General features: G+C 46.0%; 24 protein-coding genes. 20 read left to right on the top strand and 4 right to left on the bottom strand.

What is annotated here, in order from left to right:
• Position 1: 1 nt before the first annotated feature.
• The 8 genes from MKY54_RS13860 (at position 2) to ftsY (ending at position 10,084) form a co-directional block, all read left to right on the top strand.
• Positions 2 to 991, top strand: a complete 990-nt coding sequence (locus MKY54_RS13860) for a beta-ketoacyl-ACP synthase III (RefSeq protein WP_139329841.1) — start codon at positions 2 to 4, stop codon at positions 989 to 991.
• Positions 992 to 1,012: 21 nt separating this feature from the next.
• Complete coding sequence (gene fabD / locus MKY54_RS13865; protein WP_076190037.1) at positions 1,013 to 1,936, top strand: ACP S-malonyltransferase; 924 nt, start codon at positions 1,013 to 1,015, stop codon at positions 1,934 to 1,936.
• Between the two features lie 54 nt (positions 1,937 to 1,990).
• Positions 1,991 to 2,740: a 3-oxoacyl-[acyl-carrier-protein] reductase gene (gene fabG / locus MKY54_RS13870; protein ID WP_036686492.1), complete on the top strand. Its 750-nt coding sequence runs from the start codon at positions 1,991 to 1,993 to the stop codon at positions 2,738 to 2,740.
• A gap of 125 nt (positions 2,741 to 2,865) precedes the next feature.
• The gene (locus MKY54_RS13875; protein ID WP_036686493.1) at positions 2,866 to 3,099 is read left to right on the top strand and encodes an acyl carrier protein; all 234 of its coding nucleotides are present in this window, start codon (positions 2,866 to 2,868) and stop codon (positions 3,097 to 3,099) included.
• 218 nt (positions 3,100 to 3,317) lie between these two features.
• Positions 3,318 to 4,553: a beta-ketoacyl-ACP synthase II gene (gene fabF / locus MKY54_RS13880; protein WP_076101782.1), complete on the top strand. Its 1,236-nt coding sequence runs from the start codon at positions 3,318 to 3,320 to the stop codon at positions 4,551 to 4,553.
• A gap of 15 nt (positions 4,554 to 4,568) precedes the next feature.
• Complete coding sequence (gene rnc, locus MKY54_RS13885; RefSeq protein ID WP_038570606.1) at positions 4,569 to 5,273, top strand: ribonuclease III; 705 nt, start codon at positions 4,569 to 4,571, stop codon at positions 5,271 to 5,273.
• A 197-nt stretch (positions 5,274 to 5,470) separates the two neighbouring features.
• Positions 5,471 to 9,040 carry a chromosome segregation protein SMC gene (smc, locus tag MKY54_RS13890; RefSeq protein WP_076126122.1) on the top strand — a complete coding sequence of 1,190 codons (3,570 nt, stop codon included), beginning with the start codon at positions 5,471 to 5,473 and terminating at the stop codon, positions 9,038 to 9,040.
• 36 nt (positions 9,041 to 9,076) lie between these two features.
• Entirely contained in the window at positions 9,077 to 10,084 is a 1,008-nt protein-coding gene (ftsY, locus tag MKY54_RS13895) for a signal recognition particle-docking protein FtsY (RefSeq protein WP_076183732.1), read from the top strand.
• 124 nt (positions 10,085 to 10,208) lie between these two features.
• Here the strand turns inward: ftsY and MKY54_RS13900 are convergent, their stop codons facing one another.
• Entirely contained in the window at positions 10,209 to 11,087 is an 879-nt protein-coding gene (locus MKY54_RS13900; RefSeq protein ID WP_339190812.1) for a DUF1835 domain-containing protein, read from the bottom strand.
• A gap of 354 nt (positions 11,088 to 11,441) precedes the next feature.
• On the opposite strand from MKY54_RS13900, the gene MKY54_RS13905 reads away from it, so the two are divergent.
• The 4 genes from MKY54_RS13905 to MKY54_RS13920 all read left to right on the top strand — a co-directional run bounded on the left by MKY54_RS13905 (position 11,442) and on the right by MKY54_RS13920 (position 15,835).
• The gene (locus MKY54_RS13905; RefSeq protein ID WP_036686502.1) at positions 11,442 to 12,905 is read left to right on the top strand and encodes a circularly permuted type 2 ATP-grasp protein; all 1,464 of its coding nucleotides are present in this window, start codon (positions 11,442 to 11,444) and stop codon (positions 12,903 to 12,905) included.
• A gap of 75 nt (positions 12,906 to 12,980) precedes the next feature.
• Positions 12,981 to 13,934: an alpha-E domain-containing protein gene (locus tag MKY54_RS13910; protein ID WP_076126125.1), complete on the top strand. Its 954-nt coding sequence runs from the start codon at positions 12,981 to 12,983 to the stop codon at positions 13,932 to 13,934.
• Positions 13,931 to 14,797 (top strand): transglutaminase family protein, encoded by an 867-nt coding sequence (locus MKY54_RS13915; protein ID WP_076126126.1) that lies wholly within the window; start codon positions 13,931 to 13,933, stop codon positions 14,795 to 14,797. The genes MKY54_RS13910 and MKY54_RS13915 overlap by 4 nt, the downstream gene beginning before the upstream one ends.
• A gap of 228 nt (positions 14,798 to 15,025) precedes the next feature.
• Positions 15,026 to 15,835: an SDR family NAD(P)-dependent oxidoreductase gene (locus tag MKY54_RS13920; RefSeq protein WP_036686506.1), complete on the top strand. Its 810-nt coding sequence runs from the start codon at positions 15,026 to 15,028 to the stop codon at positions 15,833 to 15,835.
• Here the strand turns inward: MKY54_RS13920 and MKY54_RS13925 are convergent.
• Positions 15,827 to 16,303 (bottom strand): SRPBCC family protein, encoded by a 477-nt coding sequence (locus tag MKY54_RS13925; RefSeq protein WP_339190816.1) that lies wholly within the window; start codon positions 16,301 to 16,303, stop codon positions 15,827 to 15,829. The two genes, MKY54_RS13920 and MKY54_RS13925, sit on opposite strands and share 9 nt — an antisense overlap.
• A 293-nt stretch (positions 16,304 to 16,596) precedes the next feature.
• On the opposite strand from MKY54_RS13925, the gene MKY54_RS13930 reads away from it, so the two are divergent.
• The 4 genes from MKY54_RS13930 (at position 16,597) to MKY54_RS13945 (ending at position 19,293) form a co-directional block, all read left to right on the top strand.
• The gene (locus MKY54_RS13930) at positions 16,597 to 16,740 is read left to right on the top strand and encodes a hypothetical protein (protein ID WP_339190818.1); all 144 of its coding nucleotides are present in this window, start codon (positions 16,597 to 16,599) and stop codon (positions 16,738 to 16,740) included.
• Between the two features lie 344 nt (positions 16,741 to 17,084).
• Entirely contained in the window at positions 17,085 to 17,234 is a 150-nt protein-coding gene (locus tag MKY54_RS13935; protein ID WP_179086249.1) for a hypothetical protein, read from the top strand.
• Between the two features lie 416 nt (positions 17,235 to 17,650).
• A complete protein-coding gene (locus MKY54_RS13940) occupies positions 17,651 to 17,800 on the top strand; it encodes a hypothetical protein (RefSeq protein WP_175617296.1) in 150 nt (49 codons plus the stop codon).
• A 1,094-nt stretch (positions 17,801 to 18,894) separates the two neighbouring features.
• Entirely contained in the window at positions 18,895 to 19,293 is a 399-nt protein-coding gene (locus tag MKY54_RS13945; protein WP_076218040.1) for a DnaJ family domain-containing protein, read from the top strand.
• Positions 19,294 to 19,431: 138 nt separating this feature from the next.
• Here the strand turns inward: MKY54_RS13945 and MKY54_RS13950 are convergent, their stop codons facing one another.
• Positions 19,432 to 19,854, bottom strand: coding sequence for a GNAT family N-acetyltransferase (locus MKY54_RS13950; protein ID WP_076280750.1), 423 nt, complete (start codon positions 19,852 to 19,854; stop codon positions 19,432 to 19,434).
• A gap of 139 nt (positions 19,855 to 19,993) precedes the next feature.
• Between MKY54_RS13950 and hrpB the strand changes: the two genes are divergently transcribed.
• On the top strand, positions 19,994 to 22,486 hold the full coding sequence (gene hrpB / locus MKY54_RS13955; protein ID WP_339190822.1) for an ATP-dependent helicase HrpB: 2,493 nt from the start codon (positions 19,994 to 19,996) through the stop codon (positions 22,484 to 22,486).
• 98 nt (positions 22,487 to 22,584) lie between these two features.
• On the top strand, positions 22,585 to 23,169 hold the full coding sequence (locus MKY54_RS13960; protein ID WP_076126136.1) for a general stress protein: 585 nt from the start codon (positions 22,585 to 22,587) through the stop codon (positions 23,167 to 23,169).
• A gap of 678 nt (positions 23,170 to 23,847) precedes the next feature.
• Here MKY54_RS13960 and MKY54_RS13965 read toward each other — a convergent pair.
• Positions 23,848 to 24,780: a LysR family transcriptional regulator gene (locus MKY54_RS13965; protein ID WP_076308077.1), complete on the bottom strand. Its 933-nt coding sequence runs from the start codon at positions 24,778 to 24,780 to the stop codon at positions 23,848 to 23,850.
• A 71-nt stretch (positions 24,781 to 24,851) separates the two neighbouring features.
• Between MKY54_RS13965 and aroC the strand changes: the two genes are divergently transcribed.
• Together aroC and MKY54_RS13975 are read left to right on the top strand one after the other, a co-directional pair.
• Positions 24,852 to 25,907: a chorismate synthase gene (aroC, locus tag MKY54_RS13970; protein ID WP_076126139.1), complete on the top strand. Its 1,056-nt coding sequence runs from the start codon at positions 24,852 to 24,854 to the stop codon at positions 25,905 to 25,907.
• A gap of 161 nt (positions 25,908 to 26,068) precedes the next feature.
• Positions 26,069 to 26,926, top strand: coding sequence for an NAD(P)-dependent oxidoreductase (locus MKY54_RS13975; RefSeq protein WP_076280747.1), 858 nt, complete (start codon positions 26,069 to 26,071; stop codon positions 26,924 to 26,926).
• Positions 26,927 to 26,946: the final 20 nt, after the last annotated feature.

The following is a 26,946-nucleotide window of genomic DNA, read 5'->3' on the forward strand; positions in this document are numbered from 1 at the left end:
AATGAAACAGTTGCGGCCGGTTGGGATTATCGGTACGGGTAAATATGTACCTGAGAAAATTTTAACAAACAGTGATCTAGAAAAAATAGTGGAGACTAACGATGAATGGATCGTCAGTCGGACAGGGATCCGTGAAAGACATATCGCTGCACCACATGAGGCAACTTCTGATTTAGCCTATGAAGCTGCACTTAAAGCTTTGGATTCTGCAGGCATGAAAGCCGAAGATCTGGATCTTATTATTATTGCAACGGTAACCCCTGATAGCTCCTTTCCTTCCACAGCCTGCATTTTGCAGGATAAACTTGGAGCAAAAGGTGCTGCGGCCTTTGACTTATCAGCAGCCTGCTCTGGTTTTGTATACAGCCTAGCTACTGCGGTTGGCTTTATTCAGAACGGAATGTACAATAATGCACTCATAATTGGTGCGGACACTTTATCCCGCATCACTGATTATACGGATCGTAACACCTGTGTACTGTTTGGCGATGGTGCAGGAGCAGTAATCATCGGTGAAGTTCCAGAGGGACGCGGTTTCCAATCCTTCGATCTGGGTGCTGAAGGTTCTGGAGGAAACTTGCTTAAGCTGGAAGCTGGGGGCTCGCGCTTGCCTGCTTCTCAGCAGACGGTTGAAGACAAGAAACATTTCATCTATATGAATGGCCGGGAAGTGTTTAAGTTTGCCGTTCGTGTTATGGGCTCAGCTACAGAACGTGTGCTTACTAAAGCCGGATTAGGTAAAGAAGATATTGATTTGTTCGTACCGCATCAAGCGAATATTCGTATCATTCAATCCGCTATGCAGCGGCTTGACCTGCCACCGGAGAAATGTGTAATCAATGTTGATAAATATGCTAATACATCAGCAGCTTCTATTCCTCTAGCTCTAGTTGAAGCGGCGGAAGAAGGACGCATGAAGGAAGGCGACACGGTTCTGATGGTTGGATTCGGCGGTGGCTTGACTTGGGGCGCGTCCGTATTGATCTGGTAATAGAGGAAGGAGTTCTTACTTATGAGTAAAATCGCATTTGTCTTTCCCGGTCAGGGTGCACAGGCAGTTGGAATGGGTAGAGATGTATATGAAGCTCTTCCACACAGCCGCGCGGTATTCGAAAAAGGTGACGAGGTGCTCGGATTTCCGCTGAGCCAGCTGATTTTTGAAGGACCTGACAGTGATTTGAAACAGACCGTAAATACACAACCAGCTCTGCTAACAGCAAGTGTGGCTTTTCTGGAAGCATTACGTGATCAAGGGATGAAGCCGGATTATGTAGCTGGTCATAGCCTAGGAGAATACAGCGCACTGGTTGCGGCAGGCGTATTGTCCTATGAAGATGCTGTAAGACTCGTGCGTTTACGCGGTCGTTTTATGGAGGAAGCTGTTCCAGGTGGACAGGGAGCTATGGCTGCAGTGCTTGGTGCGGAGCGGGATGCTCTGGCAGAATTATGCCGGAGCGTATCCGAGGAGAGCGGCGTAGTAGAACTGGCGAATGTGAACTGCCCGGGACAGATTGTTGTTTCTGGTTCACAGGCCGGGGTTAACGGTGTTGTGCAGCGTGTTAAGGAAGCAGGCGGAAAGCGGGCTATTCCGCTGGAAGTAAGTGGACCTTTTCACTCTTCGATGATGAAGGCTGCGGCAGACCGCTTGGCAGACGAGCTGAAGAGTGTTACCTTTAATGCTCCGGCTGTACCTGTTATTGTCAATGTTACCGCAGCACCTGTAACGGATCCTGAAGAAATCCGTGAACTGCTTGTCCGCCAGGTGTACTCCCCTGTGCTCTGGCAAGACAGTATTGAATGGCTGATTGCTGATGGTGTGGATACTTTTGTGGAAATTGGTTCTGGCAGTGTTCTGGCAGGTCTGATCCGCAAAATAGACAAAACAGTCAAAGTAATCAACATTAACACGCTTGAAAGTGTGCAAGCTGTCTTGTAAGATACGTTCAAACATTGTTTATCAATAGCAATATGATCGAAAGGGGAATAAATGATGTTCTCAGCATTGCGGGGTCAAACGGCCCTTGTAACTGGTGGCTCTCGCGGCATTGGCCGCAGTATTGCACTTGCTCTCGCGGAACATGGCGTGAAGGTGGCCGTGAACTATGCGGGCAGTGAAGCAGCCGCACAAGAAACCGTAGCTCGGATTGTCGAGCTTGGCTCGGAGGGTATTGCCCTTCGTGGCGATGTCGGCAATAGTGAACAGGCCGAGAACCTTGTCAAAGAGGTTCTGAATACCTGGGGACGTATTGACATTGTTGTCAATAATGCCGGCATTACCAGAGACAACCTGATTATGCGCATGAAAGAAGAAGAGTTCGATCAAGTGATCGAAACGAATCTAAAAGGGGTGTTTAACTGCCTAAAGGCAGCTACACGCCCTATGATGAAGCAACGCTACGGGCGCATTATCAATATTTCTTCCGTAGTAGGTGTAACAGGAAATCCTGGACAAGCTAATTACTCCGCAGCTAAGGCAGGTGTCATCGGTTTAACGAAGGCATCGGCTCGTGAGCTTTCCTCACGGGGGATCACGGTGAACTGTATCGCTCCTGGCTTCATTGATACAGATATGACGCGTGAGCTCTCTGAGGAAGTGCGCAGTGAGCTTGAGAAGGGCATTCCACTTGCTCGTCTGGGGCGTCCTGAAGAGATTGCTATGGCTGTAGTCTTCCTGGCCTCTGAAGGCGCTGCGTATATGACCGGCCAGACACTACACGTGGATGGCGGGATGTATATGTAACTCTCCGTCAAGGAGAAATTACACTGTTTTAATGCTGAAATGTGAGGGATAAAGAAAGCGTTTTTGACGCTCTATGGTATTTTGAACTCATATCTCGTATAATACCAAAAGAGGAGGTGAACCGGATGTCCGATGTATTAGAGCGTGTAAAACGCATTGTCATCGACCGCTTAGGTGCCGATGAAGCTGAGGTAACATTAGAAGCGTCTTTCAAAGATGATTTAGGTGCTGATTCTCTTGATGTAGTAGAATTGGTTATGGAATTGGAAGATGAATTCGATATGGAAATCTCTGATGAAGATGCAGAGACGATTACGACCGTGGGTGAAGTTGTGAAGTACATACAATCTCATACCTAGAGTCATATGATTGAGAGTCCCGTTCCTGCTAGGGCGGGACTTCTCCTCATTTATAGAGCATTAAAGATGAATCAAAGGTTGCCTTGAGCAACTATATAAGGGATATAACAGAACCGCAGGATGGTTAATGATGCGGTTATCGCTGTTCATATAGTAGCAACAGAAAGTATATAAGTTCTGAATATAATGTATACAACCTATAGATGGGGTGATTGTGTTTGAGTCATAGAGTGGTTGTTACCGGGATGGGCGTAGTTACATCATTGGGCAAAGATTTGGAGACGTTCTGGGATAATCTTATGAGCGGCAAATCCGGTGTATCACAGGTTGAGACCTTTGATGTCAGTGAGTATACTACGCAAATAGCATCCTCTGTTAAAGATTTCGATCCAGAGGCACTTTTTGGTCGTAAGGAAGCCCGCAAAATGGACCGTTTTGTACAATTTGCAGTGGCTGCCGGTGAGGACGCATTACGAGATAGCGGACTTAAGATCGGTGAAGATATTGATGCCGAAAGAATAGGTGTATCTGTAGGATCAGGTATTGGTGGTCTTGGGACTTGGGAAGACAATCATAACTTGTTGCTTGAAAAAGGACCGAAGCGGGTTAGTCCATTCTTCATTCCGATGATGATCGCTAACATGGGTTCTGGGCAGTTGTCCATTAACCTTGGTGCAAAGGGTCCTAATACGACGACAGTAACTGCTTGTGCTACAGGAAGTCACTCCATTGGGGAATCCTTCCGCTTGATTCAACGTGGAGACGCAGATGCAATGATCTGTGGGGGTTCCGAAGCGACCATTCGTCCAACAGGTATGGCTGGTTTTTGTGCTATGAGAGCAATGTCCACTCGCAATGATGAGCCTGAGAAGGCAAGTCGTCCGTTTGATGTGGATCGCGATGGTTTTGTTATGGGTGAAGGTGCCGGGATTCTTATTCTGGAATCACTCGAACATGCTGAGAAACGTGGAGCGAAGATCTATGCTGAGGTTATCGGTTATGGTCTAAGCGCAGATGCTCATCATATGACTGAGCCTGATCCAGATGGTGCAGCTCGCTGCATGAAGATGGCAATCCGGGATGCTGGTATCTCTCCTGAAGATATTGATTACATCAATGCTCATGGTACTTCAACGCCTGTAGGAGATAGATCAGAAACTGCTGCTGTTAAAAAAGCATTGGGTGACCATGCCTATAAAGTGGCAATTAGTTCGACGAAATCCATGACAGGTCACCTTCTGGGTGCTGCTGGTGGAGTAGAAGCTATTATCTGTGGCCTTTCTTTGCAAAAAGGGATGATTGCGCCAACGATTAATTTGGACAACCAAGACCCGGAATGTGATCTGGATTATGTACCAAATGTGCCACGTAAAGCTGATCTTGATATTGTAATGTCGAATTCGTTCGGCTTCGGGGGACATAACGCAACAGTTATTCTAAAAAAATATAATTAGTAAGGGGACAGTGCGGTGAAAGGAGAACTGAAGCAGTTACAACAGCAACTTCAAATCCAATTTCACGATTCTGTGCTTCTGAAGCAGGCCTTTACCCATGCATCCTATGTGAATGAACACCGTTTCAATCAGCATCAGGACAATGAGCGTCTCGAATTTCTTGGGGATGCAGTTCTGGAGTTAACGGTTTCTGAATATTTGTACAATCTATTGCCAGACCGACCTGAGGGAGAGTTGACCAAGCTGCGGGCCGCTATTGTATGCGAGCCTTCACTGGTCAAGTTTGCGGAGAGTTTAGGTTTTGGCCGTTATGTACTATTGGGCAAAGGGGAAGAACTTACGGGCGGACGTACTCGCCCGGCCCTGCTGGCTGATGTATTCGAATCCTTCGTGGGAGCGCTTTATCTCGACCAAGGACTGGAAACAGTGCGGAGTTTTCTTGATAATCACGTATTTCCTCTCGTGGAGACGGATGGGAAATTGCAAATGCAGATGACCGATTATAAGACGGAACTGCAAGAGCTAATTCAGCAGCACAATATGGGTACATTGGAATATCGAATTATAGAAGAACGGGGACCTGCACATGAGCGTGAATTCGTCTCAGAGGTGTATATGGCTAACCGTTCACTTGGTAAAGGAAGCGGCCGGTCCAAGAAGGAAGCAGAGCAGCAGGCTGCAGCAGCAGCACTTTTGCATCTGAAAGAGGACGGTGCCTGAGTTTTGCATCAAGGGGACAAGCGGAGGAGAGCAGCAAAGGTCTGAATACCGGCGTTTAGGCGGAGCTCAGACCGTTGCTGCTCTTTTTCGACAATATAAGAACTTATATGTTCCGCGTTACAAAGGATAAGGTACATCTTAATGGTTTTTTAGGGTACAAACGCTATGGTATAATGGGTCAGAGGTGATTGGCAAGTATGTTTTTGAAACGGATAGAATTAGCTGGTTTTAAATCATTTGCCGACAAAACAGAAATGGAGTTTGTGCGCGGTATAACGGCTGTAGTTGGCCCGAACGGAAGCGGCAAAAGCAATATTTCTGACGGCATACGCTGGGTACTCGGCGAACAGAGTGCTAAATCACTGCGTGGCGGCAAGATGGAGGATATCATTTTTGCTGGAAGTGATGCGCGTAAAGCTGTGAATTATGGCGAAGTATCACTTACGCTTGATAATGAAGATCACACACTTCCGCTGGATTTCAGCGAAGTTACAGTGACTCGGAGAGTCCACCGCAGTGGAGATAGTGAATATTTAATTAATAAGCAGTCCTGCCGTCTGAAGGATATCACAGAGCTGTTTATGGATACCGGTATCGGACGCGAAGCGTATTCGATTATCGGGCAGGGTAGGATTGAAGAAATTCTAAGTACTCGTTCCGAAGATCGGCGAGGCATCTTTGAAGAAGCATCAGGTATTGTAAAATATAAATCGCGCAAGAAAGACGCAAGTCGAAAGCTGGATGATACCGAGCAGAACCTGCTTCGTATTCATGATTTGATCAGTGAGCTTGAGGATCAGATTGGGCCACTTAAGGATCAGTCCGAGAAAGCTATCCGCTTTAAGGAACTTCGCGAACAATTAAAACATCAGGAAATTTCAGTATACGTACACCAGATTGAAGGCATTCATACCGCTTGGCAGGAAGGTAACGCTAAGCTTGAAACGTTGAAGGACGAGCAGCTGGAGCTGTCTACTGTGGTTTCGGCTCATGATGCCAAGCTGGAGAGCGGGCGCTCTGAACTGCGCACAATCGAAGCACAGATCGAGAAGCAGCAAGAGCAATTGCTGCGTTATAGCGAAGCATTTGAGAAGAGCGAAGGTTACGGTGAAGTGCTGAGGGAACGCAAACGTAATCTGGAAAGTAATCGTGAGCAGTTAATGCTCACGTTAGGTTCGGTTGGCGAGCGTTCTGCAGATCGTCAGCGTGAAGTCGTGGATCTGGAGCTTAAGCTTGAGCAATCGCGGCTTAAGCTTGTGGATCTTCGGAAACAGATCGAAGATGAAGAGACAAGGCTTGAAGGTGTGGCAGACGGGATTAGCCAGAGCCAGGAAGAAAAGCTCAAAAGTGCTCTTTTGGAGCTAATGAACCTTATGGCGAATGCACGTAACGAAATTCGTTACGCGGATCAGCAAAAGGAGAATCTGGAACGTCGTATGAGCCGCAGTGAAGAAGAAAGCGGCAAATGGACAGCCCGGCATGAAGAGTTGTCTGCCAACCAGAAAGGGCTGAAGGACAAGATTGCCCAGCTGGGGAAGGAGCTTAGCAATCTTCGCGGGGCTTATATCACTGAAAGTGAGCAGCTCAGTAAACGTCAGAAGCTGATCGAAGAAACACAGTCCGGTCTTCGGAAATGGGAACAGAAGCGGGAAGCGCAAGTCTCTCGTCATGAGACCATGAAAGAGATGCAGGATGATTTCGACGGCTTCATGCTTGGGGTTAAAGAAGTGCTCAAGGGTGCGCGCAAAGGACAGCTCAACGGTGTGCATGGTGCGGTTGCGGAGCTGATCTCTGTTCCGGAGAAGCTGGAAATGGCGATTGAGACTGCTCTAGGCGCATCACTTCAGCATGTGGTCATGGATAATGAGACTGTGTCCCGCCAAGCGATATCATTTCTAAAGCAACGTCAGCTGGGACGAGCTACCTTTCTTCCGCTAGATGTTATCCGGCCGCGCCAGATTTCTGGCAGTGACCGTGGTATGGTGGGTGATGCTGACGGATTTGTTGGAATTGGTTCCGAACTTGTTGGTTACGATGATAAATATACTAGCATTATTGGCAGTTTGCTCGGCAATGTGGTTATTGCGGAGAGCTTGGAGCAAGCGAACCGTATCGCCGCTAGATGCCAATATCGTTATCGGGTAGTTACCCTGGAAGGCGATGTAGTTAATGCCGGCGGTTCGATGACCGGGGGTAGCCAGCATAAGAAGAATAATAGCTTGCTTAGCCGTAAACGTCAGCTGGATCAATTAAGCAGTGAGATTGAAGAAAGCGAACGTCAAATAGTGAAGCTGAAGCAAGGCATTGCCAGACTTCGTGAGGAGCAGGAGAACGCTAGCGTGAAGCTGGAGGACCTGCGCCGTGATGGCGATGAGAAAAGACTGGAAGAGCAAAGAGTCTCCGGTGATTTGAAGCAGCTCGAGCATGAGCTTCGGCATGTGCAGGAGCAAGTGGAGAGCACAGGTGCGGAACGCAGCGGCTTTGAGAATGAAGTACGTGCGCTTGAAGAGACGCGGAAGCAAGCCACTGCTGAGCTTGAACGCCTTGAAAAGGAAGAAAAGGAAGCCCATGAGGGTATCCGTAACGCTGAATCAGCGCGTAAAGCGAATGAATCAGCTAAGGAAGAGCTGCAAGGCAAGTTGACCAGTATGAAAGTCTCGGAAGGCAAGCTCGATCAGGAGATATTCTCCCTGGAGGAGCAGTTACGTCGCCTAAGACAAGATGTAGGTTCACAGGACAAGGAGCTGCGCCAGAATCGAAATCTGTTACATACGATTGAACAGGATCTGGCTAACAATGCTTTGGAAGCTGTGAAGCAGAAGGAAGATTTGAACAGTTACCGCTTGAAGAAGGAAGAGACGACTGGAACTTTGGATTTTGCGCGTGCTGAGCGTACAGCGTTAACCCGTAAGCTGGAACTTGAGGAAGGCAAGACTAAAGATCAACGTCAGGCCCTTAAAGTAGTCGAGGACAAGCTGCGTGCCACTGAAGTTTCTGTCGGTCGACTCGATGTGGAGCTGGATAATATTCTCCGCAAGCTGAGTGATGACTACGAGCTAAGTTATGAATTAGCAAAACAGAGATATCCAGTGCCTGAAGATGTACCTGCCGCACAAGCCGATGTACAGCGTTTGAAGCGCAGTATTTCTGCGCTAGGAGAGGTTAACTTAGGGGCGATCGAAGAATATCAGCGGGTCCATGAACGGTATACGTTCCTCAGTGGACAAAAAGATGATCTAGTCGAAGCTAAGACTACCCTGTATCAAGTAATCCGCGAGATGGAAGATGAAATGTCCAAACGTTTCAAACAGACCTTTGATGCGATCCGCAAACAGTTCGGGACCGTGTTCTCAAAGCTGTTCGGCGGCGGGCGAGCGGATCTCATGCTTCTGGATCCGGAACATATGCTGGAAACAGGTATAGATATCGTAGCCCAACCACCGGGTAAAAAATTGCAAAATCTGCAGCTTTTATCTGGCGGTGAACGCGCTCTAACTGCGATGGCGTTATTGTTTGCTATTTTGCAAGTGAAGCCAGTTCCGTTCTGCGTATTGGATGAGGTCGAGGCTGCGCTCGATGAAGCGAACGTTGTTCGTTTTGCACAGTATTTACGCGAGTTCTCTGAACAAACTCAGTTCATCGTCGTTACGCACCGCAAAGGAACGATGGAAGAGGCGGACGTGTTATACGGAGTAACGATGGAAGAGGGCGGCGTCTCCAAGCTCGTCTCAGTACGTTTAGAGGATGAAGAAGCTGAGATTGCTTAAATTCATCAAAGAAGAGAAACTTTTAGGAGGAACCAAATGAGCTTTTTTAGAAAATTAAAAGAAAGCATTTCCGGCAAAACGGAAAGTGTAACGAAACAATTCCGCGACGGATTAGAGAAAACCCGTAAAGGTTTTGTAGAGAAGGTCTCCGACCTTATCATCCGCCGCAAAAAGATAGATGAAGAGTTCTACGAAGAGCTGGAAGAGATTTTGATTGGTGCAGACGTGGGTGTAAACACTGTTATGACCCTTGTCGAGGATTTGCGTGCCGAAGTGAAGCAAAATCGGATTGAAGATGCTGCCGAGCTGAAGCCGATTTTGTCCCGTAAGCTTATGGAGCTGCTGCGTGGAGATGATGATAACAGCCTGAAGGAAAATCCGAATGGAATTACGGTTATTTTGTTCGTTGGGGTCAATGGCGTGGGCAAGACGACTACCATCGGCAAGCTGGCTCATCGTTACAAACAAGAAGGTAAAAAAGTTCTTTTGGCTGCAGGGGATACGTTCCGTGCCGGAGCGATTGAGCAGCTTGAGGTTTGGGGCCAACGCGCAGGCGTAGATGTCATTAAACAACAAGCAGGCTCTGACCCAGCGGCTGTAATGTACGATGCGGTGCAAGCGGCTAAACAGCGCAATGTGGATATCTTAATCTGCGATACTGCTGGCAGACTGCAGAATAAAAGCAATCTGATGGAAGAGCTCAACAAAATCTTCCGCGTCATTCAAAGAGAAATCCCAAGTGCTCCACATGAGGTACTGATGGTGCTAGATGCTACGACAGGTCAAAATGCACTTACACAAGCCAAGTTATTTGGTGAAAAGAGTGGCGTCACTGGCTTGGTCTTGACGAAGCTGGACGGTACGGCTAAAGGCGGAATCGTTGTAGCGATTCGTCAGGAAATGAATTTGCCGGTGAAGTTTGTAGGTCTTGGAGAAAAAATGGAAGACTTGCAGCCGTTTGATTCGCAGCAGTTCGTACATGCTCTTTTTGCCGGATTAATTGCCGAGGAAGAAGAGTTAGAAGAATCGGAAGAGCAAGTGTAATCAACAGCACAATATAATCATAAAGAAGTCATATTTACAAGGAATGCCCTCGAAGCTATATTTAGTTAGGAGGGCATTCCTTTTCTTTTTTTAAAAGGGTTTGTCCGTCATTTTGTAGCAACTGCTAAGCGACTTTTAGAAAGTATAAATGCATCGCGTAAGGGATCCCTTTAAATAACAGCTTTCCCTCACTAATTAGCCTCCAGAAGCGATATTCTATGAATGAGGTACTGAGATACAAATTCCATTGCCCTATAATTGTGCCTACAACTAGACCTGCATTTACGTAGCCATCTCTTTCCTCACACTGTTGAAGTTGCAGAATTAAAGAAAGAATTTCTTCGTCATAGTAACTCTCGGGAACATTCATAAGCTGGCCCTCAGCCCAAACTCTAAGCATATCCTCGGTGTTGCTGATTTTTTGCCATTCTAGTTCATACTGTTTTCTTTGAGCGGAGGTGATAGGGGGTGTGTTTTCGGTAATTTTTATAATTTTTTGCAGAACTTCATTTGGGAGCTGACTAAGTGCTCTGGGATATAAGCCGATTTCAAATGGAGCAGCAATCTCCCTATAAGCCTTGACTGGATCAATAACATGAATAGGTTGCGTCCTCTCACTAAGAATAGAAAGTGCAAATCGTAAACCCGTTTGATCATGGGAGTTATCTCCGCACCAAATAGTGATTTTTTTGTCCTCGGGAATTTCTTTTAAGGTCTGAATCATGGCTGCCAGTTTATGCTGGGGATTTAAATGATAACCCTGATCCGGAAATCGTTCCTGAAACCATAACTCACGGGTATGATAGCCTTCATTATTATGTAATCCACGCAACGGTCCAGCAGAGAACATCTCATTAAATGAAAGTACTCGTATTAAATGACGACAACCCAGATGACTAAGGGCTACCTTCATTGATCCCGCTTCAGACAGGCCAAATAACAGATAAATGTGATTCCGCCTAGTCTCTTCCTGCTCAATTGACATAGTATATTTGTGCTCCATAGGTCACTCTCCCATCGCAACAAATTATACCATACTCAATGAATCCACATCCTCAGGCAACTATATAAAAAATACATTATATGAAAAATTCATAACAGTAATGCTTGTCACACTTCCTGCATACAATTCAATGATGAATCTACATTTCATCTTCGGCAACCTATATAAGAGAGAAAGGAAGCGATTCCAAAAAATACAAATATCTCCGGAATCACATTTCTCTGTTATATATGTTGACATGAACGAGTGGATTTACGTATTATGAGAATATAAACCAATATTTCCATGGATGTTTTCTGAAATGAAAGTATAAGTTGTTAACAAAGATTACATCTATCGAAAGGAGTCGGGCTCATGTCCAAATTAGATCCTCTGCCAGGTCTGTCTCCGTATCCATTACAGCATTTTTTCGATGAAATGTATGCTGATAAGAGGAATGTCCGGCCGCACTACAGACATGTGAATCGCATGTTTTCCGGAATGAGCTCCGAAGAGCTGCAAGGGAAGCAAAATTTAATGCAGCGTAGGATGATGGAAGAAGGAATTACCTTTACGCTTTACAACCCGGCTCAGGATCATCCTATGGAGCGAACGATCCCCTTCGATATGATTCCACGTATAATCCCTAAGAATGAGTGGGAGAGGCTAGAAGCTGGAATTATTCAGCGTATCACAGCTTTGAATTTGTTCATTCATGACATTTACCATGAGCAATACATTGTTAAAGATGGCATCGTCCCTAGGCGTATGATTATTTCCAACTGTTACTTCCGGCCAGAAATGTCAGGTCTGCGAGTGCCCGGTGGAGCTTATATCACCACCTCAGGAATCGATCTGATCCGCCACCACGATGGACATTATTATGTACTTGAAGACAACCTGCGAACACCCTCCGGCTTTTCCTATCTTTTTAAAGGCAGAACCCTTATGAATCAATTGTTTCCTGAATTGTCCTTTGCCAGCTCCATCCGAGATGTAGATCATAGCTTAAATCGCTTCTTATCCGTGCTTCGTAGTCTATCTCCTTCAAGAAGGTCAGATCCGGTTATAGCACTCCTAACGCCTGGAGAATACAATTCTGCATATTATGAACATGCTTTTTTGGCACAGCAGATGGGTATACATTTGGTCGAAGGACGAGATTTGGTAACAAAGGATCACAAAATATATTTGAAAGAAATGAACGGACTGCGTCGCGTGGATGTGCTGTATCGTCGGTTGGATGATGATTACATTGATCCGCTAGCCTTTCAACCTGATTCTTTATTGGGTGTGGCAGGACTTATGAATGCGTATAGGGCAGGCAACATAGCGATTGCTAATGCGCCGGGAACCGGTGTTGCAGATGATAAAGCGATGTATGTCTATGTACCGGATATGATTCGTTATTATCTGAATGAAGAGCCGATCCTTGGTAATGTGCCGACGTATTTGTTGTCCCGACCCGATGAACGCCTGTATGTTCTTGAGAACCTATCCGAAATGGTTGTTAAAGAAACCTCATTATCCGGAGGATATGGGATGTTGATCGGAAGTGAGGCGACCAAAGAAGAATTAGCCGAGTTCCGAATGAAAATTATTGCCGATCCGGACCGTTATGTGGCACAGCCAATTATGTCCTTGTCCAGAGCACCCGTATTGTCGGGAGGCACTATGGCACCCCGGCATATCGATCTTCGGGCTTTTGTATTAATGGGCGCAGACCGGAAGCCACATGTCATACCTGGTGGATTAACACGAGTGGCTATGAAAGAAGGTTCACTGGTTGTGAATTCCTCGCAAGGCGGTGGCGTAAAGGATACTTGGGTTATGGCTTGATCTATTATCTTGTAAGCCTTGATTGTGAATCAAAAATATGCAGCATCAATTTGGAGGATAAAGGAGTGGCTAAAGATGCTGAATCGAAATGCGGAGGCTTTATTCTGGATCGGCCGATATATTGAAAGGGCAGAGAATCATGCGCGGCTAATCAATGTACATTATCATATCCAGCAGGAAGAGGATTTTCAGGAAGAAGGACATAAATGGTCGAGGCTTATCGATGCATTAGGAGTTCGAAGTGAGTATTTGCAGCAGTTCGAAACCTTTTCTGAACAGGACGTGTTATCCTTTATTACACTCGATTTAGGCAATTCGAATTCATTATTCTCTTGCGTACATCATGCTAGAAATAATCTTCGCACACTGCGTCAGCATCTTCCAAGTGAGCTATGGGATATCGTCAACAGCTTTAATCTATGGCTTGGGGAGCGGTCAGTCGCTGATATTATGAGTGGCCCACATCATTTCTACCAGCAGGTGAAGGAACGTGCGGCTATGTTTCTAGGAGCAGAACAATCCGTAATGCTTAGGGGAAATGAATGGCATTTTATAGAGAGCGGCCGTTTTCTGGAACGGGCAGAGAATACGACGCGTATTTTGCAGGCAGTTATTGCCTCTTGCCGTTTTAAAGAGCTTCATGCAATTTATATTCAGTTACAGGCTGTGCTGAAATCGGTAAGTGGTTATCAGGCGTTTCGCCGTTATTATGCAGATGCTATGTCACCGGAGAGCATTTTAGATTTTTTGATCGCAAATCCCAAATTTCCACGTTCGATCCGCTTTTCTTTTCACCAGCTGGAAGAGCATTTAGCTAGACTTGAATTAGATTCCTCAGAAAAAGGCTCAGGTCATGAGAAGGTCATCCGTCAAGCAGGAAAGCTGAAGGCAGAGCTGGATTATATGGAGAAAGAGGAAATGTCCGGTGAACTGGTGGAAGATGTGCTGCAATCACTCGTAATATCTTGCCAGAGACTGGGCAAAACGATGGAGGGCGCCTTTTTTCGGCGAGAAGGAGTATCTGTATGAAGATTCAAATCAATCACACCACCACATACAGTTATCCAGAGCCGGTTACGGACAGTGTCAATGAAATCAGGCTTACCCCACGCACCAACTATCGGCAATCCTGTTATCACCATGAGGTTGAAGTATCTCCGGCAGCTAATCTATTAACGTATGAGGATTTCTTCGGTAATCGGGTGCATGCCTATTCGGTTAATAAGCCACATACGGAAATGGTAATCCATACGAAAGCTACTGTAGTAACGCTGGATAAAGCCCAGGGTACCGATCTTCCGCGAACCAGCCTTGAAGAGCAAGTTAAACTATTAAATGATGAAAAGTTTCAGAACCGTTATATTGAGTTTATTTTGCCGACCCGTTATACCGAGGTGACTCCTGAATTAGTGGAGTTCGCTTCCCAGTACCCTTTTAGTGAAGCTGAGGATATGTATGAATGGATTCTGAAGTTATCTTCGACGATTTATGAACAGTTCACCTATGATCCTGAGGCAACAAGCGTAAATACAACGGTAAAAAAAGCCCTCAAGCTCAAGCGGGGGGTCTGTCAGGATTATGCTCATCTTATGATCGCTGTCTGCCGCAGTGTGGGTCTGCCTTCAAGATATGTTAGTGGATATCATTTTGTCGGTGATCTACAGAGCAGCAATGCTAATTTCGAGCAGGCTTCACATGCTTGGGTGGAGACCCATATTCCGGGTACGGGCTGGCTTGGTTTTGATCCGACGAATAATGTTGAAGTGAACTGGCGTTATATCAAGCTGGGTCATGGACGGGATTATAAAGATATAGTACCTGTAAAAGGGGTATATCGCGGTGGAGCAGGAACACTGACTGTAAAAGTGGACGTACGCAAGCTGGACAACTGATCTGAAATAATTGAAACATCGAACATCGAACATCGAAACAATCAAAATATTTTAAATACTCTAAATATTCGAAACAAACTCTCCGCTCATCTTATTGAATGGGGAGATTTTTTTGTGCGGCGTGCCTAAATTCTGAAGATTTATGAACGAGATGATTCCATTACAGGTTTATTTGGGTAATCTTGATCCATAGTACTTATCTTACAGACATTAGAGGAGAGATTACATATGAGCCCAAACATATCTAAGAAACAAAGATTTATTGGAAAAACAGCGATTATAACCGGAGCGGGCTCGGGAATTGGCCGTGCTACCGCTATTAAGCTGGCGCGGGAAGGTGCAAATGTAGCATTGTTCGATTTAAATCTTGAAAGAACCTCTTCCTTGGCAGAAAAGCTTAATAAGCTTCGAAAAGATTGTGCGCTGGCCATAGAGGTAGATACTTCGGATGAGAAAAAGATGGAGGAAGCCGTACGTTGTACGGTGGAACAATTCGGAGGTGTGGATGTAGTATTCGCTAACGCGGGAATTAATGGCGCTGTGGGCCCGATAGAAGAACTAAGCTTGAGCGACTGGGAGCGTACGATGTCGGTGAACTTGACGGGGACTTTTTTGACTCTGAAATATACTATTCCTCATCTGAAAGATAAAGGGAAGGGCAGTATTATTATTACTAGTTCCATTAATGGGAACACTAGATTTGCCAGCTTTGGGTGGTCTACTTATAGCACTACCAAAGCTGGACAGGTGGCTTTTGCCAAAATGGCAGCTCTCGAGCTTGCTAAGTTTAAGATTCGTGTGAATGTTATCTGCCCTGGGGCTATTGCTACGAATATAGATGAAACCACTGAAATGAGCGAGGATGTTGAGGCAATCGTCATTCCGATTGAATTCCCTGATGGAGCGCAACCTTTGGCGGATGGACCGGGCAAGCCGGATAATGTCGCTGATCTCGTTGCTTTTCTGGCTTCGGATGAATCTATCCATATTACAGGTGCTCAAATCGTAATTGACGGCGCGGAGTCCTTGTTATCCTAATTTCGAGATCGCTTCCCGGTATTGCTCGTACCATTTATTCCATTCGTCTTTCCGTGACTCCAGCGTCGTGCCTTCCAAAAGATGCTGGATCACTTCTAGACAAACATGCCAGCCAGCGAGATCTCGTGGTGTATGCGGGGTAAGCGTTTGTAGTGTTTCGTTCAAGACGAGTAAACAGCCTTCTGAATTAGGGTATAACTCAAAACGAACAAGATCCTCAGCCCAAGTAAACTCAAAAATAGATTGATGCAGCAGCGCGGTAATTTCCATATCCACAAACGTTCCGTTTTGCATATCAAACTTTATAAGTCCGCCTTCACGCAGGTCCTCAATTTTTAATTCAGAGAACCATAAGGCAAGCTTCTCATTTTCGGTCAAATAGGACCAAATCTCAGTTGCGGAATGCTTTAACTGGCGTTCGAAACGAGCGACATAATGTTGATCTTTTTTTTGGATGTTAGCTAACATTTATATTTCTCCTTTGGACTACTGCGGTAGTCCTTTTTTTATTGAGTTGAGGCTCATTAGAAAGAGTATAGCAATCGCCTGTGTTAATTGCACGATCCGGCTGTGTGGCTGAAGCGTAACTTATAGGGTATAGAGGGTAATAAAATAGCGGGAGAAATAAGGTCATAGGCAAGTCCACGAGCTCGATTTACGTACGGCGCGGAGTTAGTGTTGGCGGGGAAAAGGGAGTGATGTAGGAGATAAGTGTGCATGACGGTGAAAAGGGAGTGAAGAGAGGGATAAGTGAATGATGAATGGTGGAAGTAAACAGTAGCATCTACGGTGGCGAGGATGCATCGGCGTTGCGGACTGTATTGCAGCTATTTGGCGTTTTTGGTGTGTTTATTAGAAGTATCGGACCGCATAGCGCTTATTGCCGCGATTTTGAACAAAAGTAGGGCGTATTTGAGCGAATAGGTGCAACTGTGTCCGATAGCAGAGGGAATAAGCCTGAATTTGTGAATTAAGGTCATCTGAGTCCGAACGTTACATGGTAGCGAGGATGCATCGGCGTTGCGGACTGTATTGCAGCTATTTGGAGTTTTTGGTGTGTTTGTTAGAAGTATGGGACCGCATAGCGCTTATTGCTGCGATTTTGAATAAAAGTAGGGCGTATTTGAGCGAATAGGTGCAACTGAGCCCGATAGTACAGCGAAATGGACTAAATTAGTGAAATAAGGGCTGCTGGGTCCGAACGATCTATGGCGACGAAGATGTAATGAAGGTACAAAGGATGTAGTATATGAGCAAGAGCTACTGGGTCCAATCGATTTGCGGAGGCATGGATTCGCTAATGGATCGGACTGTATTGCAGCTATTTGGCGTTTTTCGTGTGTTTATTAGAACTATCGGACTGCATAGCTCTTATCGCTGCGATTTTGAACAAAAGTAGGGTGTGTTTGAGCGAATAGCTGCAACTGTGTCCGATAGCAGAGTAAAAAGGACGAAATTAGTGAAATAAGGGCTGCTGGGTCCGAACGATCTATGGCGACGAAGATGTAATGAAGGTGCTAAGGATGTAGTATGTGAGCAAGAGCTACTGGTTTCGATCGGTTTGCGGAGGCCTGGATTCGCTAATGGATCGGACTGTATTGCAGCTATTTGGTGTTTTTGGTGTGTTTATTAGAAGTATCGGACCGCATAGCGCTTATTGATGCGATTTTGAACAAAAGTAGGGTGTGTTTGAGCGAATAGCTGCAACTGAGTCCGATAGTACAGCGAAATGGACTAAATTAGTGAAATAAGGGCTGCTGGGTCCGAACGATCTATGGCGACGAAGAGGTAATGAAGGTACAAAGGATGTAGTATATGAGCAAGAGCTACTGGTTCCGATCGGTTTGCGGAGGCCTGGATTCGCTAATGGATCGGACTGTATTGCAGCTATTTGGTGTTTTTGGTTTGTATTTTGAACATATCGGACCGCATAGCGCTTATTGCCGCGATTTTGAACAAAAGTAGGGCGTGTTTGAGCGAATAGGTGCAACTGAGCCCGATAGCAGAGGGAATAAGCCTGAATTTGTGAAATAAGATCATCTGAGTCCGAACGTTTCACGGTGGCGAGTGTGTGCTAATGCATCGGTGTTGCGGACTGTATTGCAGCTATTTGGAGTTTTTGATTTGATTATTAGAAGTATCGGACCGCATAGCTCTTATCGCTGCGATTTTGAACAAAAGTAAGGTGTGTTTGAGCGAATAGCTGCAACTGAGTCCGATAGCAGAGGGAATAAGCCTGAATTTGTGAAATAAGATCATCTGAGTCCGAACGTTACATGGTAGCGAGGATGCATCGGCGTTGCGGACTGTATTGCAGCTATTTGGCGTATTTGGTGTGTTTATTGAACGTATTGGACTACATAGCGCTTATTGGCATGGTTTTGAACAAAAGTAAGGTGTGTTTGAGTGAATAGCTGCAACTGTGTCCGATAGCAGAGAGAATAAGCCTGAATTAATAAAATAAGGTCATCTGAGTCCGAACGTTACATGGTAGCGAAGATGCATCGGCGTTGCGGACTGTATTGCAGCTATTTGGCGTTTTTAGTGTGTTTATTAGAAGTATCGGACCGCATAGCGCTTATTACCGCGTTTTTGAACAAAAGTAGGGTGTGTTTGAGTGAATAGGTGCAACTGAGTCCGATAGTACAGCGAAAAGGACTAAATTAGTGAAATAAGGGCTGCTGGGTCCGAACGATCTATGGCGACGAAGATGTAATGAATGTGTAATGAAGGATGTAGTATACAAGCAAGAGCTCCTGGGTCCAAACGTTTCACGGTAGCCAGTGTATGCTGACGTTGCGGTTATGGGCTTAGAATATACTTTGTGTACGATAGTTACAGAGTCTGAGCTATTCAACTGTGCGACGAGGGCAAGGGGCATTTGAGTAAATAGCTCGCCATCCCTATAGTTAACAGAATAGGAAAGATCTGAGAAAGCATTCCGGCACCTTGATGCAAATCCTAAGTCTTTTATGCTAAAATGAACGCAATTCCGTAAAATCTACTTTTGCTTAGGCAGGGTAGTTAATAGTGTGGCATTGGTGAAGGAGGCTGCGTATATGGGGATGATGTCTTGGTTAGCTGAGCAGCGGATTCAGGAGTCTATGCGTAACGGGGAATTTCGAGATTTACCTGGGCATGGCAAGCCGCTGGAGCTCGAGGATTTATCGGGTGTGCCGGAAGAATTGCGGATGTCTTTTAAAATCATGAAGAACTCCGGACTGGTGCCTGAGGAAATCTCTCTGCGAGCTGAATGTGTTACGTTGGAAGGATTGCTAGCGGCTTGTCATAATAGCGGAAGTGCAGAAACCAGTGAGGGCAAGGCTTTGCGGTCAAAACTGTCTATGAAAAGACTGCGTCTACAGGAGTTATTGCGTGAACGCGGCTTGGATAGTAACCCTGCTTTTATGCAATACAGTGCTCAAATACACGAACAGATGATAAAGGAAGAGGAATAACGCTGGTTACGTTACTGCCTAAATGCCTACAGTCATTTGGACATCAGAATAAATAGTGTAAAATAAAAAGGCATCTCTTGGTCGTTTTAGACAGAAGAGCTGCCTTTTTGCTTGTTATGTGTAACTAAACATGTATACTCATCTAATTTGTTTAAAATATACCCATTCCGGATCGCCATCATCTAAATTCTCAATGACTCCGCTTTTAACAAACCCTTGAGAAAGACATAGTTGCTGCATGATCGTATTGGATTCATTGGTGGAGGTGAAAAGCTTGGGGGTTGGGCATTGTTCCTCGATGTAGCTAAGGAGTGTTTTGGCTATGCCTAGGCGTCTGAACTCAGGATCCACAATGACCAGCTGAATAAAACAACATTCGAAAAAGGTGGTATCGCAGCAAGCAAATCCTACAAACGTTCCATTATGTGATGCTACGTAACACTGCTCATGCTTGATATATTTTTCAATCTTCGATTTGCGGCTTTCATTGCCAATGATCTTGCTGTCTATTTTGGTGAGCATGGGTAAATCTGAAATTGTAGCTTTTGTTACGAATATCATAGTAAGTCTCCTTATTAATATTATAGAGGGTATGATTGGTAAGTCTTGATCTTTAAGGTTTTTTCACACATGATGAGGATGATCTAAGATAACTTCAAGGAAAATTATAACATATGATTATAGACGATGGAGAGATAGAATGAAACAGCTTCCGATTATACAGGTGCTTCCTGACCTGAAAAACATACTTAACACTGCGCAGGCAGCAGTACTTATCGCTGAACCGGGTGCAGGCAAAACAACAGGAACGCCTCCGGCGTTTTTGGACGAGCCTTGGATGGCGGGTAAAAGCATTTTAATGTTAGAGCCTAGAAGGCTTGCTGCTAGATCTGCCGCCACTTACATGGCATCCTGCCTTGGAGAAAGTGTTGGACAGACGGTAGGTTATCGGATGCGGAATGACACTAAAGTAGGCAAAAATACGCGGATTGTTGTAGTCACTGAAGGAGTATTAACGAGAATGCTGCAAAGCGATCCTTCTTTGGGTGATGTGGGTTTAGTTATTTTTGATGAGTTCCATGAGCGCAGTCTTCATGCGGATTTGGGACTTGCCCTTACACTGGAAGCACAGGCTGTGCTGCGGGAGGATCTAAGGATTCTTATCATGTCAGCTACCTTGGACAGTGAGCGGGTGTCTGCTTTACTAGGGGATGCGCCCGTAGTAAATTGTCCGGGCAGAACCTATCCTGTAGAAACAATCTATGTGCCAACTACTGGGAATCTTCCACTGGAAAAAACTGCTGCAGCTGCTGTGAGACGTGCGCTTGCTGAACAACCCGGAGATATTCTCGTCTTTTTACCGGGGGAAAGAGAAATACGCAGAACTCAAAGTGAGTTGGAAAATGGAAGCTTGGCAGAGCAGACGGTAATTCGCCCTTTATATGGCCAGCTGCCACAAAATATCCAAGATGCAGCCGTGGCTGCATCGGTTCAAGGTGAACGAAAAGTAGTGCTCGCGACTTCTATCGCTGAGACAAGTCTAACGATTGAAGGCGTGCGAACGGTAATTGACACAGGGCAGCGCCGTACACAGGTATTCTCACCACGCACAGGAATGCCAAGTCTGACGACAGTCCCGGTATCGAAAGCCTCCGCGGATCAACGGCGGGGACGTGCCGGACGAACAGCCCCTGGCGTGTGCTACAGGCTGTGGAGTCAGGAGGAGCATAATCGACTTCCGGATGACAATGTGCCGGAGATTATGCAGACGGACCTTGCGCAGCTCGCTTTGGAGCTGGCGCTGTGGGGCGTGCGCGATCCTGCCGCGCTATCTTGGCTTGACGCGCCGCCCGCTGCGCCTTATGCGCAGGGCACCGCGCTGCTGCGCCAGCTCGGCGCGCTGGACGCCGGCGGCGCTATTACGCCGCACGGCCACAGCATGGCCGCGCTTGGCGCGCACCCGCGAGCCGCGCATATGCTGCTGCGCGCGGCAGAGCTTGGCACAGCACCGCTCGCCTGCCGGCTGACGGCGCTGCTGCAAGAGCGGGACTTTTTCAAGGGTCCCGCGGCCCTAGATTGCGACCTCACGCTCCGCGTTGAGGCGCTGCTCCGGTTCGAGCGCTCCGCTGATAGCGGCGGAGCGGACCCGACGGCTCTGCGCGCTGTGCTGCGCGAGAGCCGCCATTTCCTGGCGCAGCTGCAAGCCGCGCCGGGCGAGAACGTGAACGACATCAGCCGCTGCGGGCTGCTTCTGTCGTTCGCCTATCCCGACCGGATCGGGCAGAAACGCGGCGATGGCGCGTTTCTGCTCTTCTCCGGTCGGGGGGCGGCCATGCGGGAAGGGCAACCGCTGGCCCGGTCATCTTATATCGTAGCTGCTTCGATCGATGATCGCGCTACACAGGGCGCAATTATGCTGGCAGCTGAGATAGAAGAAGGACAACTGCTTTCCTATCATGCAGACCGCATCACCGAGGAAGCGGATGTGTATTGGGATAAAGAAAGTGGAAGTGTGAAGAAACGTCGTCGCACAATGCTCGGCGCGTTGGTCTTAAAAGAAACTTCACATGAAAGACCCTCCGCGGAAGAAATGGCAAATGTACTATTAAGTGTCATTGCTACAGATGGCATTGAAATCCTACCGTGGGAGAAGGGAACCATACAGCTTCGCGAACGTTTGATGTTTATGCATACCTTACGTTCAGATTGGCCGGATGTATCAGATGTTGCTTTAATTGCTACGTTGGATGAATGGCTTTTGCCATATCTGCAAGGTATGAGGAACCTCCGCGACCTTCAGCGTGTACCGTTAGCGCGAGCGCTTGAGGGGATGTTAGACTGGAATCAGCGGCAGATGCTGGAAAAGGAGGCACCTACACATATATCTGTTCCCAGTGGCTCGCGTGTGCCTGTAGATTATACTAATCCTGCTGCCCCGGTATTGGCAGTAAGATTGCAAGAGATGTTTGGACAGCTGGACACACCTCGAATTGGAGGGGGAAAAGTGCCAGTATTGCTGCATCTTTTGTCACCAGCTAGACGACCTGTGCAGGTAACCTCTGATCTAGCAAGTTTTTGGCGGGGGACCTATTTTGAGGTCAAAAAAGATCTGAAAGGACGGTACCCGAAGCACTATTGGCCAGATGACCCATTACAGGCTATTCCGACTAATCGTACACGTCCTGTAAAATAATTTATGGTTACATATGCTCTTGAAATTTTTCCTTAGATGTTTGGTCTCCCGTTTAAAGGGTAATTACTAGCGAAGACAATTACTAAGGAGGGCTTCAAGTGACTAAAAAAATCGTAGGTATTTTCGACACAGAACAAGAAGCAACCAGAGCAATTGAAGGACTTCACAATCAAGGATTTAATAATGATGAAATATCAGTAATCACACGTGATCGTGATGAGCTTAGAAACATCTCAGAGGATACAGGCACAAAAGCTCCAGAAGGAGTAGCAACAGGCGCTGCTACAGGTGGTGTAGTTGGCGGCGTTGCCGGACTATTGGCAGGGATAGGAGCATTGGCGATTCCGGGGATTGGACCGATCCTGGCGGCAGGGCCTATAGTTGCAACACTTACAGGTGCAGCAGTTGGTGCAGGCGCAGGTGGATTAGTCGGCGGCTTGATCGGACTCGGTATTCCTGAGGATGAGGCTAAAGAGTACGAAGGTTATGTGGAAAGTGGCAAAATCCTTGTACTAGTCGATGATAATGGACGCGGCTATCAAGCACATGATGTGTTCCGCGGCAACCGCTCACTGAATACTCAGCGTTACGAAGGCGTCTATAACGAAGACACTAGACTAGGAAATTCGATGGCTAACAGAGCGGATCGGACGGCTGAAGTCTACAACCGCGATAAAATATAAACATTATAATAACCTGCTTTAAAAGCGGTAAAAGGTTACAAGGAGCGATTCTCCGATTAATGGAGAATCGCTCCTTTGTATTTTTAGTCCATCGCGCCTCCCGTAATCACCCTTTGCTCATCCTCTTCTGAGGGGTACGGACCCAGATGACGCTATTGGCTAATTTTTGGTCTTTGCAGCAGGATTTCGGACTCCATGGACGCTATTCTATAGAATGAGGCTCATATTTGCTGTTTTTTTTGACAATAGCTGCAATGGGGTCCGATAGGGCTCCAAATATCGGATAATATTGCGTTTAAGGTCCGCTGTGTCCTTTGCTACTACGTACTTGATCGTTTCGGAGTGTCCTTATGCTGCAACGCACGTGCTGTTTTTGTACTGCTACGTATGCGTACCTGATCACTGTGTCCTTATGCTAGAGGTGCATCGTTTCGCATTGTCCTTATGCTGTTACGTACATGCACCGTTCCCTAGAGTCCTTTTACTATTACATACATGCATCGTTCCACTGTGTCCTTCTATTGCTACGTAAGCGCATCCGGACTCTGTGTCCTTATCCTACTGAGCATACGTCCACGGTTTGCTGCTAAGAAATCCCCCCGTTCCGCAGCGCCCTTATGGTTGCTAAGCACATGCCTCGTTCCGCAGTGTCCTTATATGCTGCTACCTTGCACGATCTTAATCAAGGATACGAAGCATGCGGATGAAAGAATCAGCTGCCACGGATAACCTCATATCGCGATGGATTGCGAAGCCTATATTCCGGGGTGGAGGGGGATCATCTAATTGCAACTCGAAAAGTTCTCCTTTTTGAATCTCCTCAATTACAAAAGAACGGCTAATAAAGGCTACCCCGTAACCAAGTCTTGCAAATTCAGAGAGTAAATCGATGCTGCCTAGCTCTATATCTGGTTTAACGGACAACCCCTTACCAGCAAACCAATGATCAACAAACAGTCTGGTGCTGCTTTCTGGGGATAATAAAATAAAAGGTAACTCTGCAAGTTCTTTTGCCGTAAGCGAACGGTTTGCCAGTTCCTGAAAGGCTCGTCCCACTACAAAACAATCCTCAAGGGTGGCAAGCGTCTGAATACTTAATTGTGGATCGTCAATAGGCATATGGACGAGCGCACAGTCTATTTCGCCTTCTTTCAAACGTTTGGTGATCTCATGCGTTTTTCCGTGTGATAGCCGAATTCGTATGCCGGGATATTGTTTGTGGAATGCGTTCAATTGCGGCAGCAAAAGATTTTTTATAAGGGAATCACTTGCTCCAATCCGAACTTCTCCCTCGTTTAATTGCTTTAGATTATGAAGATGCTTTTGTGCAGAATCCAGCATGACTAAAGAGGGCTCAACATATTCCAATAACGCCCGTCCTTCCTCGGTTAGCTCTACACCTTTAGATAAACGATGAAATAATTTGAGGCCTAAAGAATCCTCCATTTGTTTAATGGCATAACTTACGGATGGCTGTGTAATATGCAATTCATTTGCAGCCTTTGTTAGATTTTTGTAACGAGCCGTATATAAAAAAATACGATACCATTCAAGGTTAAAGAATTTGATATAGATCACCTCTATGACAGTCTGTTGAAAATGTGATTTCATTAATCGCAACAATCTTATTATAATTTGGATATATAAATAATAAAAGAGTCGGCAATGGAGGTTTGAATATTATGGCAGGTAACACATTTGGAGAAGTATTTAAGATTACTACCTTTGGAGAGTCACATGGTGCAGCGGTTGGGGTCATAGTGGATGGAGTTACACCTAATGTTGAAATTGATGAAGCATATATTCAAAAACAGATGGATAGAAGGAAACCAGGCCAGTCCTCTGTAACTTCACCGCGTAAGGAATATGATGTGGTGCAAATACAATCAGGAATATTCGAAGGGAAAACAACCGGAACTCCACTCTTTGTAGTTCTGTACAACAAAGATATGAAACCGGAGGCCTATAACGATATTCAGCATTCATTTAGACCCGGCCATGCGGATTATACTTTTTTGCAGAAATATGGAATTCGCGATCATAGAGGCAGTGGGCGGGCATCTGGCAGGGAAACAGCGGCAAGAGTAGCTGGCGGAGCGATCGCTCGGAAACTGCTCGAAAGAAGAGGGGTTGAGGTACTAGCCTACACGCAAGAGGTCGGAGGGATTAAGTGTCAAACCTTTGATGAAGATGTTATTGAACAAAATGCAGTCCGCGCCTGTGATGCTAAGGCTGGAGCTGAAATGATTAAAAAAATTGAACACTTAGCTTCGATTGGAGACAGCTGCGGAGGTATCGTGGAGTGTCGGATTAGAGGGGTTATTCCGGGTCTTGGAGAACCCGTATTTGATAAATTGGATGCAGAGTTAGCTAAAGCGATGTTATCTATTGGTGCTGTAAAAGGAATAGAGTTTGGAGCTGGATTCGAAGCGGCCTCTATGCTTGGAAGTGAACATAATGACGCGATGAATAAGGATGGATTTCTTAGTAACCATTCCGGTGGGATTATAGGTGGAATCAGCACAGGAGAAGAGATTATTTTTCGAATAAGTGTAAAGCCTACATCCTCGATTTCTGTTACTCAACAGACCATAAACACGAATGGTGAAGAAGTTGAGATTAAAACGGAGGGCAGACATGATCCATGTATCTGTCCGAGAATCGTCCCGGTTGTTGAAGCAATGGCTTGCTTAGTATTGGAAGATCTTTATAAAAGACAAGCTGCTATTTTTGGATGAAACACTTTATAAAATGAAACAAATCAAAGACTGCACCTCTTAGCAATAGACTGTGAGGTGTAGTCTTTTTTGCATATGTGGTATCATATGGATAATCATTCAAATTATGCTTTGTCTCTAGCTATGCCATAAGATACAGCACAGCGAAAAGGAGGGAATAGATGAGAATCTTTGTTGCAGGTGCTGCAGGTGTGATTGGACGGTCATTGCTTCCTAAGTTACTACAAGCGGGGCATGAGGTTATCGGTCTGACCCATAAAGAAGAAAACAAAACAATCCTTGAGAGCTTAGGGGCACAAGCGGTAATCGCGGATGTGTATGAGCGTGAGTCTATATTTGCGGCTATTCAAGCAGCCCAACCTGAAGTGGTAATTCATCAGCTGACTTCATTAAGTCAGCGGAATTTTGCAGATAATTCAAGGATAAGAATAGAAGGAACACGAAATATTGTCGATGCTTCACTGACAAACGGGGTTAAACAGATTATTGCTCAAAGTATCTCTTGGGCTTATGAAGCTGGTGAGGGACCTGCCACGGAGAATACTCCATTAGATACTAATGCTTCTGAATCCCGGATGAGAACCATTGAGGGTATCCGCTCACTTGAAAAGGCAGTTGCAGAAATTCCTAATCATGTGATTTTGCGGTACGGAATGTTGTACGGCCAAGGGACTTGGTATGATACTGCGGGATTAATGACAGAAGAAATTCGACAAGGGAGACTGACTGCAACAGAAGCGGTTACGTCATTCCTTCACGTGGAGGATGCAGCTAACGCGGCGGCGCTTGCTCTGAACTGGCCTTCTGGTCCAGTTAATATTGTGGACAATGAACCTGCGCGAGGAATAGATTGGGTGCCTGTTTTTTCTGAAATCTTGGGAGCTCCTAGACCTCCTTTGCAAATGGGCAGAGAAGGCTGGGAACGGGGAGCGTCCAATACAAAAGCTCGAATGGATTACGGATGGAGTCCATCATACCCTTCATGGAGGTCAGGTTTTGCTCAGAGCTTGAAAGGTTAGAGATGAATCCAAACATGTAC

The organism is Paenibacillus sp. FSL P2-0121, assembly GCF_037975345.1.
Taxonomy (GTDB): Bacteria; Bacillota; Bacilli; order Paenibacillales; family Paenibacillaceae; genus Paenibacillus_AQ; species Paenibacillus_AQ odorifer.